The sequence below is a fragment of the Nocardia vermiculata NBRC 100427 genome, from assembly GCF_001613265.1.
In the GTDB taxonomy this organism is placed as follows: Bacteria; Actinomycetota; Actinomycetes; order Mycobacteriales; family Mycobacteriaceae; genus Nocardia; species Nocardia vermiculata.
This window is the reverse complement of sequence record NZ_BDCA01000001.1, coordinates 114,026-127,228: the sequence shown is the minus strand read 5'-3', so window position 1 is coordinate 127,228 and position 13,203 is coordinate 114,026. Positions and strand designations below refer to the sequence as shown.

Below are 13,203 nucleotides of genomic sequence, written 5' to 3'. Positions count from 1 at the left end.
TATTCGATGATCTACTCGCCGATGCCTCTTCGAGCCGATCAGTTCAGCGAGCACATCGGTTGAGGACCGGATTTGGTTACGTCAACCAAGACGACCGGCCCCGAACCCCGTGGCGGTTCAGTCAGCGCCATGCGTCGACAAGATCTTCTGGGCTCCACTGCGCGGTCAGCGGAAGGTCGTTGCCGACTCCGGATCGAGATACCGCGACGAGCGGGGTGTCGACCTCGGTGCCGGGTACCGACAGCAGAGCCCGGCTGAGGGCCTCGTAATCGTGTCGATCGAACGATCGGTCCTCGAGCCATTTGACGGAGCCGACGAAATGCACGGACTTCGCTGTCGGGGTGGTGTCCGCGCCGATGAGGTCGATTTCGGGATTGTTCTGGCGGTTCCACCACCCGCCGACCGCGTCGGTGTCCGTCCACCTGTCGCTCGGCAGCAGCCGGAGCAGTGATTCGCGAATGAGAGCCTCGACAGCCCGGCCGCGTCGCGTGGTCCACGAAGTTCGATGTGAGCCAATGCCGGTCGTGGCGGCCGCGCTCCGGGAGCTCGAGTGAGATGGAATCTTAGTTAGATCTGATCTAACTAAGATTCCATCTTAGTTTGCATGTGGCAGCCAGCGGTGAAACACAGTCTGGTCCGGGCGCATCATGTATGACATGGCTTCACTCTGACCGGCTTCCAGGGGTTCGTGCCGTTTGCTGCACTGCCGGCGAGCGATGTTCCGGCAGGTGCGGGGGATGTATGTGGTCACACGGTCGGCCATACCGGTGGTCGATACATCTGGCAGCTCGCCGATAGTCCCGAACTCCTGGTCGCCTGGCGCGAAGAATCGGATGCGTCGATGCTCGAGCAGTCGATGATCCAGAGCTTCAAGGCCATGCATGGCGGCAGACGCCCGTTCGCGAACCTTCGCGACTGATGTTGCTATACGGAGCCCATAGACCTATTTGCCGTGTTTGTCTGGATGGACAGTCTGGAACCGGAACACTTAGCATCACGTCGTGAGTGATAGTGGGGGGACGCCGCCTGGTCCCGGGCAGGAGTTTTCTATTGTTCCCGAGCAGGTGCGTGATGTCGGGACATATGTCTACGGGCTTGCCGACACGTTGGCGGGCGCCTTGGATTCGGCGGCCAAGGAGGTCGCCGAACTGCTGACCAGCAGTTGGACCGGTGATTATGCCGATGAGTTCTCCGAGGGCTGGAACGAGGTCCACGACGGTGGCAGGCAGATCTTCACGGCATTGACGGGTATGGCGGAGAAGCTGGGTGTCACCGCCGAAACGTTCGCTGCCACCGATGAAGCGAGTGCCGCCGAGTTGGGCATTCCGAAATTGAACTGGTCGTGAGCTGATGGCGTCACAATTTTCTGTAGACCTCGAGCATCTCGATCAGGTCGTTGCGCGCCTGGCCGGCCTGGCTGGGTTCATCGATGATCACCTCGACGATATCCATCAACGGGTCACCGAACTGCAGGGAACCGGTTGGGAAGGCATAGCTGCTCGCGCCTATGACGATGCCCATCGTGAATGGATCGCCGGCGCAAAAGAATTCGTGGACGGTGTGCGGGATATGAGCGATGCCGCCAAGGCTGCGCACGCTGCCTACACGCGCGCTCTCGAAACCAATCGGCGGATGCTGCAAAGCGGGCAATGAAGTGATCGTCGATTGGCAGACCTACTATGATGCCGCCGCTCAATGTCATCAACTCGCGAGTGATCTGCGGGCGGCCGATAAGCCGGTCCACGAGGCGGTCAAACATCAGTGCGAGGGGATGGCCGGCAACGCTGCCGGTTGCGTGAAGTGGGCCGAGGTCTACGACCGTTCCGCTCAGCACACTCTGCAGGTGAGCGCGAGCCTCGCCAATGCATTGACCAACTACGGGGCTGTGCTCTACGCCCAGGGATACAACTGGGGTATTGCGAACAAGTCCAACCCGCCACCGCCACGTCCGAACACCGGTCAGGTCGGCGAATACAGTGTCGTATTGCCGACCTCGGTCGGTGACAACGGAGCCGGGTTCGAACACAGCGGCGGCGTGAAGCAGTTCTTCGACGATCTGGTCAAAGCGGTCATCGAAAAGTTCCATCAGCTCCCCAATGCCGATGCGTCGAAACTGAAGGTCGCTCACGACTCATGGAAGACCTTTTCGACCCATGAAACCCTCACCGGCGCCGCTGCCCGCATCGACACGATCTCGGCGCTGTTCGACGGCGTCGACGACCCCACCAACCGCACGCATATCCAAGACCACTTCACCACTCTCAAAAGCAGCGCCACGTCCCTAACCGCCTCCACGACGTCGGTGGCGACCTCGGTCGGCAAGTATCACGACGCCACCGTCGCTTTCGGCGATAACGTCGCGACCAAAATCAACTGGCTCGAAGCTGGCATCGCCGCTGCCGCAGTCGCCGGCATCGCTTTGGCCATCTTCACCGTCGGTATGTCCGCCGAGGTCGCCGGCGAGGGTATCGCCGCCGCTGTCACGGCTACGATCGGTGCCATCGAAAACGCCTTCACCGGCAGCGCCTTGGCCGGCATCCTCGGCGCTGGAGCACTTGTCGGCGGAGTCATCGCTATCGACGCTTTCACAGACGTCCCCGAAGACCTCGAACGCGAAGCCACCAAACTCGCGGCCATCATCGCGATGAAAGTGCTCATCGACGGCGAGGATGATGACAGCACAGAATCAAAGACTCAATCGACAGCACCGCCACGTCCCGAGCATGTGCCAGAAGATTGGGTTCCGCGGCGAGCGGATAATGATAAAGGTTGGGTATGGCAAAAGCCGGGATCGGAGCGAAACGAAAACATGTTCCGAGATGCTGAACCCACGGACCGTTATCCGGATGGCTACGTGCGATACTATAACAAGGATGGGCAGCCGGTCGACTTGAATGGAAAACCCGGAAGTAAAGCGTCAACGCATATACCCAAGAATCCCGACGGAACATACCCGGTACCAAAAGGCTGGTGATTATGGATCTGAAACTGTCAGACAAAGTAGTTTCTGAGATAATGGTCGAATTCATGGTGACGATTCGCATGGGTGAGCGCTCGGAGTTCGAACTTCAAATAGAAGGCGATATCGAACTATCGCTGAGTTCGGGATCGGTCTACCAAATCGCATCTGAGGAATACGATGCACAGCGTCAGCAACTCAAGTCGCTTCAGGGTTCGGTGATCCGATCGTCAACTGCTGACGAGTCCGGAGCTCTCACTCTCGGCCTGGATTCGGGTGCTGCATTGCGTGTGCCTTCTGACAGTGATTACGAGGCGTGGAGTGTCGCGGGGCCAGGCGGGTATCGAGTTGTGAGTCTTCCGGGCGGAGAGCTGGCGATCTGGTCGGCGATAGAGTCATAATCTCGCACTCCGGTTTACCCTGGCCGCGTAGGTAAACTCTCCGATGCGAACGTTTTACGTCCGTGGAAGTGGCCGCTGACGTGCCGATCCGAAACCATGGAAACGCTCGAGCGGCTCACCGATCCCACGTTGAATTGCGCAGGTGGTCAGCGGTGCCGGCGTTCGTCCGAAGGTTGGAACCGCACAGTTTCGGCACGGGCCATACACTGCAGATCTGGTCTGTGTCCGGGCGTCGAGGTAGGGGAATCAGTGCGGCGATATGTAGTAGCGGCGTCGATGTGTGCGGCGTTGGCGGCGGCGGGGTGCTCGTCGGGCAACGGCGGGTCGGCCGAACCAGTCTCATCTACCAGTGCAACGGCGAGCGCCGCGGCCACACCAGCATCCAACACTGCGTGGAACCCGTGCGATATTTCCGACGCCGACATCGCGGCAGCAGGCCTGGACCCGTCGACAAAACGAGTCGGCTCCGCAGGAGTCAAATTCCCCGGATGGGACATCTGCACATGGCGCAGTGACTCCTGGTATCAGATGAACATCCTCGCCACCGACGCGCACACCTACGACGAGGTCGTGCACAACACGACCCTGTTTCACGACCCGCGACCGGTGACCATCGGCGCGCGGCCGGCCACGGCGCTGCTGCACAACGACGACGAGCACGCCTGCACGATCGCGTTCGATATGCCAACCGGCCCGGTCCAGTTCGATCTGACGCCGAAGCTGAGTTCTAGGCAGTTCGGGGACCCGTGCACCGAAGCAACGCGGATCGCAGGCGTACTGGACAAGAACCTTCCGCAGTAATACCGAGGGCAAGACACGTGGGGAGAGTGCAACATGTCGGAGCTCACAACCTTGAAGCAGCTCGGAGCCGAGATCGAGGCAGGGAACCTGAGGCTGCGGGTCGACCGCGCGCACTTCGATGCCGCGATCAAGGGACTGCAGGACCTCATTGACGAGCTGGATGCTTTCGGCCCTGACATCGAAAACGTTGCGGTAGTCACCGGTTTCGGAGGGTTCCAGATGGGCGTGGACCTCGCGCGTAAGTTCACCGTGAAGGGCAGCGGTGAGGGTTCGATCAAGCAGCGAATCCAAGAAGCTCAGGACGAGCTGCGAGCGGCACAGGACGTTCTCCGTAAGGCTGTGCTGGCGTACGTCGAGACGGATGACGAACTGAGGAAACAGTTCCAAGGAATTGCTCCCTGATCCGACACAGCGTCTACGCCTGAGTCGGCCTACGGTTGCCCAAGGGACACAGGGGCTTCCCCGTTGATGGAAGTCCCGCGTGACGGACGCAATGGCGTGCGCGTGGAGGACGGTCGTTCTCATGGGACGATCCACAGTCGCTCGCACGGCAAACGACCGCAGCTTCCGTCGGGCGCCGCGAATTCGATGGCCCCGCAATGTCCGTACCGCTGCCAATGATCCGCAAACCTCCGAGCCGCGGAATCACAGGCCACGAACTTCATGGGGTGAGTGTTCGACTGGGTGAAGAAAATCGTCAGCATGACATCAGGTTCCGTCGGCATCGGCAGTATTCAGAGCTCCTCTTCCGAAAATAGGAGATACGCGGCTTCGAGATGGACGGTGCAGTCGTCGGGTGGATGTGTGCAGTGGATTTCCCTGAGTTCACGGGCCCGTGCGATCGTCAGTTCGATCAGGTGGACGTGACACATCCATTCGGCGAGTACGCCGTCAGCATGGACGAACGCTCTCTGCTTCGAGGGGTTTGATTCTCTCACCGGCTGGCCTGTGGCGTGCGCGAAGGTGCAGCCGGCGCGGTCACGATGACGACCTCTGCACGGCGGGCGATCGTGAAAGGCACAGCACCCCCGGCGAAGTGCCGAGCGCACGGCACGAGAACCGCTGCGACCTCGTCCATCCTGTCGAGGACCATGGCGAGTCGCCGTTCGGGATCATCGGTCCACGGACCGAACACGATGATCTTGCGCAGGTTGTACCCGTTTCCCTTGGCATGCGATCGCAGGCATTCCTCATGCGCCTGCTGGTGAACTCCGGATATGTCGCTGCGGATGTATCCGATGGCGTCGATGCGCATATACGGCCCCTCTCGAGTTCGGTCAAGACGGTTGGTTCGCACCCGCCGCCGAGGTCTGCGGCACCCGGCGGCGGGGCTGGGGTTGAAGGTACGAGCGAGGGAGGAGCCCGTCGGGTATGTTCCGTACCCCATACCTGCGGGGATAGTCTTGAAGGACATTCCATTCGGCGGAAGGGCGCTACCGTGCACGTCGAGAACGGACTGGCGATCGGCCAGCGGATCAAAATCAACCGCGAGCGCGCGGGAATGTCTCGACCTGTCTTGGCCGGGTTGGTCGGAAAGTCGGCCGAGTGGTTGAAGGCCGTCGAGAACGGCCGGCTGCAGACCCCGCGACTGTCGATGCTGTTGCGGATCGCGCAGGTATTGGAGATCGAGGATCTCGCGGAGCTGACCGGCAACGATCACGCCGTGCCTGTGGTGGTGTTCGCCGGGGAGCGCCATGCCGCGCTGACAGAGGTGCAGGCGGCGCTGACGGATTACCGGATCGCGCCGCGCGATCGGCAGCAGAGCGCTCAACATCTGGCCGCACGGCTGCGGCAGGCCTGGCAGATCCGGCATTCGAGCCCCGACCACCGGACCCAGCTCGGATCGTTGTTGCCGGGGCTGATTCGTGATGCGCAGAGCGCCGCGCGGACAACTGGTCCCGAGAGGCGGACGGCTCGCAAGCTTCTCGCGGGTGTGTACCAGCTGGCCGATTTCTATGTGGCGTACCAGCCCGCGCCCGAGCTGGTGTGGATGGTTGCCGACCGTGGCCTGCACGAAGGTTACGAAGCCGACGACCCATATGTAATCGCTTGTAGCGCGTGGTCGATGGTGCAGGCGCTACGCGACGCGGGGCGGTGGGACGAGGCGATCGGACTGGCTCGCGATTCGATCGACCGGCTCACGCCCTACGTCGGTCGCGGCGAGGTTTCCGATGATTGGCGCGGCATCGTCGGAGCGCTCGAGGCGGAGATTGCTTATGTCCACGCCCGGCGTGGTCGATACGGGGACGCGTGGGCGTGGTGGGAACGTGCCGATGAGGTCGCGCGACGGTTGGGACCTGCGTATCGGCACGTGCAGACGTCGTTTTCGGTGCCGGTGATGGCGGCGCACGCGGTGACGTTGGGGGTGGAGTTGCGGCGTTCTGGGGAGGCGTTGCGTGCGGCGGAGGGGATCGAGGCAGGCCGGATTGTGTCGGTGCCGAGGCGGAGCCGGCATTTCATCGAGGTGGCGCAGGCGTGCACGCAGCAGGGAGATTCGCGGGCTGCGTATGAGTGGCTGGTGAGGTCGGAGCGTACGGCGCCGGAGACGATCAGGTACAACGGGTTTGCGCGGGAGATGGTGTTGGAGTTGATGAAGTCGCCACCGGCCGGGTTGCGTGGTGAGGTGCGCGAGCTTGGGCATCGAGTGGGAGTGGCAGCGTAGACTGCGGCCAGAGCGACCTACGGTGGTGCCGGAAAGTGCGGCACCCCTTCCTCATGCAGACACAGGAAGCCACTCCAGAGCGGTGAGATGGGTGAGTGCGGTGTCGACGTGTTGACGAGTGAACAGCGCCGCCTTCCGCGGTGTCCAACTCTGGATCTTGTTGAAAACTTCGTCGGAGGTCGTCGCATGCTCGCGGGTGACGGTCCAGTGCACTGTCGCAAGCAGTTCCAAGCCGTACATGCTGGTGAACCCATCCGCCAATTCGATTACTCGTCCAACTCGCGCTGCGGTTTCAGGGGCATCGTCCAGGACGTGTGCCGCTTGCAGCTCAGCTGAATTCTTGACGCTGATCGGTTCTGCCTCCGGAACCTTGGCGCTGCCGTCACCGAACCCTTCGATGTAATGCCCCTCCATATTTCGCAACGATTTCCGGAGCGCATCCGCGTAGGGGCCGTAGGTGCCTTTGGAAAAGTCGAGACGAAGATTCTGGCCCGCACCTTGAAGGAAGTACGCCAGCTTTTGAACCTCGATGAGGCTCGGGGGGTGGAACGAGTATTCCTCGTAAACTTGTAGGAGGCGAATGACTGCCGCCCGGGCTGCGGTCATCTTCGGAACATTTGTCCGGTCGGTCATCTCGGATGCGGCGGGTGCGCCCTCCGGAGGGTAGATCCGGATGTCGATGGTGTCTGCAAGCGGGCTGAGGGCCTGCCACATCAGCGGAGCTACATCCCGCCAATCCAGCCCGCCGTTGCCGCAGCCGAGTGGAGGGATCGCGACCGACGTGATGCTGTACTTGTGGAGGGCCTCGACCAAGGCGGGAAGTCCTGCCGCTACGTCGTCGAGGGTGCTCGGTGAGCGCCAATGCCGCTTCGTTGGAAAGTTGATGATGACGCGTGGGCCGGCGAGCGCGCCCGTTTCCCAGACGTGCATCGCACCGATCTGAAGTTCGCCCGCCTTCGCGGCGGCGGAGTAAGCCTTGTACATCTCCGGATAGGCGCGCTTGAACTGCAGAGCGATGCCCTTGCCCATCACGCCGACGGTGTTGACCGTGTTGACCAGCGCGTCAGCGTTGTCGCGCAGGAGGTTGCCGTGTTCCTCTCGGATCACTTCTTCCTCCTTCAGAAGTACCAATTGGGGCGGACGACCACCTTGGTGGTGATTCCGAACTTGCCGAGCACGGTGCGGACCTCGGTGTGCACAGGCTCGTTGGCAGTTGCTATGACGAGGATGTTATCCCAGGGTACGCGGTGGTGGACGAGCAACTCGGCCTGTCGGCGGTCTGATCGGTCGGGATCGTCAGCGGTGTCTTTCCAGTACTTGGCCGCCATCACCTGCCAGTCGACCGATGAGGCAAATACCTGGTCGTCAGTGGTGAACTCTGCTAATGCGCTCGCCGCGTGCCGGTCGGTGGTGACCACCGTCCGCCCTTGGTCACGCAGGTGCTGTGATGTCGTACAGAGGTAGACGATCCGGGTACAGTCGGCTGCTTCCGCGCTGACATTTCCGCTGTGGATCGCATATAGCATCGGGCTGCGAGGAGCGAGGTAGAAGGGCACGTAATCGGCCAATGTCCCCTGAGGGCCAGCGCCAACTCGGCGTCTGGCACGCCTCGCCTTGATGTGGTCATAGGCGATCGAAACCTTCGTGAGCCCCCGGACTGACGCTTCGGAGTCGCTGCACAGGCCCTCGACAATCATCGAGGGGAGGTGCTCAATCCTGGTGATGTGGTACGCCCACGTGGGGACGGGGCGGCTTGTCATGCCGAACCGGCGAGAGCGGAGAAGTGCCGGTGAGCCAGTTCCATGTCGTGTTCGCGATTTACGCCTCTGATTGGTTCCTCGTAGGTGACGCCGTCGACGGTTAGGTCGGATGTGGGGAGGGTGCCCCTTTTTCGGTATTCGGAGGCTAGTTTGGTGGGGAGTTGGCGGCCGTTGGCGTCGTAGAGGGCTTCGCGTTCGTATTTTTGGAGGACGGGGAATTGGGTTCGGTAGATGGCTAGGAGTTCTTCGGCGGTTATGTCGAGCATGACTGCGACTATGGCGTCGATCTCGACGAGCGCTTGTCGGCGGTCGGCATTTGCTCGGAGGGGCGTGTGCCATGTCCAATTTTTCTCTGCGGTCCCGAGTTCTGGTCTTCCGTTGTAGATAGGTTCGATTGCCGGGACCCAGGAATCATCGGCCCACCTTTCTGTATGGAGTTCGTCCCATAGTGGGGCGTACTGATCGACAAGACAATTTAGCCGGAGAGTGCGGAGGATCAGATGGCGCTCGAGGGAGTGGCTACGGATGTGTGGAAGCCGGCGAATGATTCCTTGGTTCATTTCGCTTGCGCCGGAGACTTTGACAAAGAAGTCAATGGGTACCGATGACCAGAAGCCTGCAGCTAGAGCCAGGTCTGTTGCGTCATGAAGCCGCCCACTTAATACTCCGTGTGTGTGACATGGGCCCGGCGGGATAATCGTTGAATGCAGAGTTCGGACGGTCGCCGAGTCGGCCATGCGGCGCCAGGCTAGGCGAAAGTAGTTCGAGCTCGGCTTGCCAATCCACTTCGGGTAGGCGGCCAGGTATTCAGAGAGCGGGCGGGCTACTTGGTAGTTGGTGCGCGGAATGAAGGTTTCCGGGAGCGATTTGAGGTCGATGGGGGAGTAGTCCTGATTGCTACGCATCGTCGGGTTGCCCTGTTGGTAGATCGGGGTGGCGACGGTTAGGTGTGGGCCCTGGAGAATGGTCTCCTGCCAGGTTGCCGGAATAGCTGATCGGGACTCGAAATAGCCGAGCTTGCGGTCGGCAGATTCGTGCCAGCCTGCTGTCCATTCGAACGGAACGTCACCGAGACGCGGCGCTGTGGCTATTTTGTCGAGTACCTCGGCGCTTGCCCGGTTCACCGGATACAGCATCCGGGCAGACTCCGCGGGTGTGCCGGGCTCGTCGACAAGTGCGGCCCAGGCGGCGAGCTCGTTTTCGGTTACTTCGATGATGCGTTCTGGGTGAGGGCGTACGTCCCAGTTCCCTTGAGGATCCTTCACTCCCGGAGCAAAGGTCTGGCTACGGTGACCGGACTCGCGTGCCTTGAGGGAACGTGCTGGTACGTCTGGGTGGTACAACGCCGAGCCCTGGAGGAATTTGATGGATGAGTCGACACCGTAGATATGTACGCCGTACTGCCGGGTGTCTTTGATCTCGGTGAAGATCTTGAGTTCATTCCGGAACTGCCAGTGTCGTCGCAGTCGTCGATAGGTTGCGCGGCGAAGTCCTTTAGCACGAGCTTCGGTGAAGTGACTCTCCGGGTGGATGAGGGAAACGACGCCCTCGGTACCGCCGGACCGCCAAGTCCGCTCCATGAAGCACCGGTAGAGATCCGGTTGCAATCCCATGAGAACCGGGCGATCAACACTGGAGCCTAGGTGCGCGCTCTGTGCAGCCTGCGCTGCACGCTCGTCGAGGAGCATCTGGCGGACGTTCGGAACTTTGAGCGCTTCTTCGGCTTTCCGCCGCTTCTCCGATTCTGACGGCTTGTTCGCGAGTTGCCACCACGGATCGTGTTCGGCCAGAACCCCGGCTTCATCCCAGTCCGGTCGCACCCAAGGGGGGTTACCGACCTGGAGATCGAACCGACCCTGTGCGAATACGGACGCAAAGTCTAGTTCCCAATGGAAGTACCCGTCCCGCTGGGCAATGTCAGCCGCGACGGTGAGCCAGGAGTAGCGGTCCAGCGCGATGTCGATCGGTCGGGCGCCGGCGAAGGAGAGATCCCATTCCTCGGTCGCATCAAGTCCGTCCCAGTCGAGATCTCCCACGAAGTTCATTTGGTTCTCCGACGGTGCCTTATGCTTAGGCACGTTCGGGGGCTTGCCGTGGGGTACCTGGCCGAGGATGGCTTCCAGGCCGCCGATCCATGAATCCAAGGACGGTGGGACGGTCTGTGACGTGAGAGGCCATGACCACAGTGCACACCAGGTATCCATCGCTCGCCGCAGCCGTTGGAAGACCCCGTCCGGCTTGTTGAGGACGGTTTCGATTTGCTCTCGGGTGACGGCCGGCGTGTGGGTCGCCTCTTCGGATCCCCACAGCTGGATGTCGCGCCGGATCTCGGATTCCGCGATGGTCAGGCGGCGCAGCGCGAATTCCCACAGCGTTTCGACTCTTTGCGCGAGGCCCTGCAGACGGGCTACCTGGTCCTTGGAAGGAGACTTACGGATCTCGTTGCGCCACAGACGGAGTTCTTCGCGCTTGTCCGGTGCGTAAGTCTTGGCCTCGCTGGTGTCGACAACGGCTCCCCAGCCGGGGGAGGGGAGCAGGAAGTGATGGATACCTGCGCCGACATCGGTGCCGAGGGGTACATCGTTGGGAACGGACTTGAGCCACGCCTTCTTGGCAAGCTCGTTCGGCATGTACACCGCGCGCCGGGCGCCGATGAGGGAGTTACCTCGCCGCAGATGCAGTCCGAACCACGGCGCCTGCAGGCCGGCGACCATGGTGTCGAGCCAAAGCGAGATTTCGGCGAGTTCGACAGCAGTGGCATTGAGGTCCACCCCATACACCTGATGCAGCGCAATGTGCGCTTTCACCTTCTGCAGCTCGACCGGATACTGGTCGGCCTCGATCAGCTTTCCGCGTTCTTCTTGCTTCCGAGTCAGATACTCACCGGCAAGCTGCCGGGCCGCCTCGATAGCGAACGCCCCCGACCCCAATGCGGGCTCGCAGATCGTGAGCTGAAGGATCTCATCGGCAGTGGTGCGAGTGTCATTCTGGTCGAGAAGTTCTTCCAGCGCCTGCGAGACAACGAATTTCGTCAGCACCTCAGGCGTGTAGTACGACGCCGACTGCTGCCGCTCCCGCCCGGCGAGCCGGAAGACGAAGGTGCCCTCGCGGTGGATCACAGGTTTCAGCTCGTGCGTGTCCGGATCCTCAGCACGGACGAAATCGGATTCGGACAGATGATCGGCACGGTCGACAGGAACAACCCACGAGCCCTTTTCAGGGTCACCGTTCTTGGCGACCTCGTACAGGTCCTCTTCCGCGAAGAACCCGGTGTAGGACATCAGCCCCTCGTACACCGCCCCGAGCTGGTTGATGCCGAGTTCGGCGTAGCTGATGAAACCCCGGTCGCCGCCCTTGCGGCCCTTCGACTCCTTGGTCAGCAGCAGATGTTCCAGGACGCGTTGCGTGGCTTCGTTGCCGAGCCGCACCTCGTCGATGAGTGCGGTGGCCTTGGGGGAGAACAGGTCTGCGCGCAGCGGGTTGAACTCGAGTCCCGGAGCGGGATCGTCGAGAACGTTGTCCCGGACCGCAGGGGTGTGGCCGCGGTCGACGAGGTCGAACAGTCGCTTCAACGATTCGTACAGGTGGGTGCCGGTGCGGGCGCGGTGGGAGACGAGTTCGGTGAGCGTCAGTTCCCGCAGTCGATCGAGGCCGTAGCCCTCTTCGTATTCCGCGGCGCCGGTCGGCAGCACCTGCATCTCCGGCGACGCTTCCGCATACAGCAGGAACAGGATTCGATACAGGAACCGCAGCGAGTGCTTGGCGAGTTCATTGCCGTCGATGCCGTCCATGGTGAGGTCGCGTTCGCCGCGCCGCCTGACCACTTCGTTGGCGATGATCTCGATGGACAGCCGGATGCCTTCGCGCAGGTCCTTGGAGACACCGACAGTGTGTTTGACCGAATCCTCCAGGACGCCGGTCCACCAGATGCTGCCGTCGGCGTCGGCTTTTAGAGACTGGTAGCCGAAGATGGCTGCCGCCCGGTCGATTTCACCTCCGCGTGCCTCGTGGCGGCGTTCGACCACGACCAGCAGGTCCACGGCCAAGTAGCGGCCCTCGGCCCAGCGTTCGGCTTCGGCGAGCAGCAGCCATTGGCCGGCCTGGACTACCACGAATGCGGGTGGGGTGTCGGAGCGGAAGGCGGCCGAGACGGCTTTGGATACCGATTCGATCGGCTTGCCGTCCTCGAGAGCAGGCTCGATGAGCAGTCCGGTCTCCGGCGCCAGGAGGTCTTCGAGGGTGTCGACCGGTGCCGCTTGCAGGAACAGCACATCGGGGATGCCGGGGAGTTGGGAATCCGGGATTTCCAGGTCGGAGCCCGCGCGTTCGGCGGTGAACGGGGCGAGCTCACCCTGATAGCCGAACGCCGCCCGCACCTGGGCGTGCGCTTTGGGGGCGTTGAGTGGATCCTCGGCGAGGCCGGCCAGGGCGGTCTGCAGGTCGCGGGCCGCCGACAGCAGGGTGCTGCGGACGGTGGCGCGGCCCTCCTTGGCTTCGGAGTCCCAGCCTTTGCGCAGTTCCATCACCTTGCCGTGGAACGATTCCTTCACCGAATCGGTGGTGAAGTAGTGCTCGCTGATCCAGTCCTCGCCGACGACGATGGAATCGAAGGAAGCCATG

The 13,203-nt window shown here is 61.8% G+C and carries 12 protein-coding genes; 8 read left to right on the top strand and 4 right to left on the bottom strand.

Annotated features, from left to right (window positions below; genetic code table 11):
* Positions 1-121 precede the first annotated feature (121 nt).
* Entirely contained in the window at positions 122-436 is a 315-nt protein-coding gene (locus NV2_RS33045; RefSeq protein ID WP_247609894.1) for a hypothetical protein, read from the bottom strand.
* 252 nt (positions 437-688) lie between these two features.
* Between NV2_RS33045 and NV2_RS00605 the strand changes: the two genes are divergently transcribed.
* From NV2_RS00605 to NV2_RS00565, 8 genes are all read left to right on the top strand, one after another.
* A complete protein-coding gene (locus NV2_RS00605; protein ID WP_067867601.1) occupies positions 689-919 on the top strand; it encodes a hypothetical protein in 231 nt (76 codons plus the stop codon).
* An 82-nt stretch (positions 920-1,001) separates the two neighbouring features.
* Complete coding sequence (locus tag NV2_RS00600; protein ID WP_067867598.1) at positions 1,002-1,346, top strand: WXG100 family type VII secretion target; 345 nt, start codon at positions 1,002-1,004, stop codon at positions 1,344-1,346.
* Positions 1,347-1,350: 4 nt separating this feature from the next.
* Positions 1,351-1,653: a WXG100 family type VII secretion target gene (locus NV2_RS30570; protein ID WP_084473749.1), complete on the top strand. Its 303-nt coding sequence runs from the start codon at positions 1,351-1,353 to the stop codon at positions 1,651-1,653.
* 1 nt (position 1,654) lies between these two features.
* Positions 1,655-2,974: a hypothetical protein gene (locus NV2_RS00590; RefSeq protein ID WP_067867592.1), complete on the top strand. Its 1,320-nt coding sequence runs from the start codon at positions 1,655-1,657 to the stop codon at positions 2,972-2,974.
* A gap of 2 nt (positions 2,975-2,976) precedes the next feature.
* On the top strand, positions 2,977-3,360 hold the full coding sequence (locus tag NV2_RS00585) for a DUF6188 family protein (protein WP_067867588.1): 384 nt from the start codon (positions 2,977-2,979) through the stop codon (positions 3,358-3,360).
* Positions 3,361-3,456: 96 nt separating this feature from the next.
* Positions 3,457-4,161, top strand: a complete 705-nt coding sequence (locus tag NV2_RS30565; protein WP_084473748.1) for a DUF3558 domain-containing protein — start codon at positions 3,457-3,459, stop codon at positions 4,159-4,161.
* A gap of 33 nt (positions 4,162-4,194) precedes the next feature.
* Positions 4,195-4,563, top strand: a complete 369-nt coding sequence (locus tag NV2_RS00575) for a hypothetical protein (protein WP_067867582.1) — start codon at positions 4,195-4,197, stop codon at positions 4,561-4,563.
* 634 nt (positions 4,564-5,197) lie between these two features.
* Positions 5,198-6,823, top strand: a complete 1,626-nt coding sequence (locus NV2_RS00565) for a helix-turn-helix domain-containing protein (protein ID WP_245662374.1) — start codon at positions 5,198-5,200, stop codon at positions 6,821-6,823.
* A 51-nt stretch (positions 6,824-6,874) separates the two neighbouring features.
* Here NV2_RS00565 and darG read toward each other — a convergent pair whose 3' ends face one another.
* From darG to NV2_RS00550, 3 genes are read right to left on the bottom strand one after another with little or no spacing between them, the layout of a single operon-like run.
* Entirely contained in the window at positions 6,875-7,930 is a 1,056-nt protein-coding gene (gene darG, locus NV2_RS00560; protein WP_067869030.1) for a type II toxin-antitoxin system antitoxin DNA ADP-ribosyl glycohydrolase DarG, read from the bottom strand.
* Positions 7,931-7,941: 11 nt separating this feature from the next.
* A complete protein-coding gene (gene darT / locus NV2_RS00555) occupies positions 7,942-8,583 on the bottom strand; it encodes a type II toxin-antitoxin system toxin DNA ADP-ribosyl transferase DarT (RefSeq protein WP_067867573.1) in 642 nt (213 codons plus the stop codon).
* On the bottom strand, positions 8,580-13,202 hold the full coding sequence (locus NV2_RS00550) for a DNA methyltransferase (protein ID WP_067867570.1): 4,623 nt from the start codon (positions 13,200-13,202) through the stop codon (positions 8,580-8,582). Before NV2_RS00550 ends, darT begins: the two co-directional genes overlap by 4 nt.
* Position 13,203 lies beyond the last annotated feature (1 nt).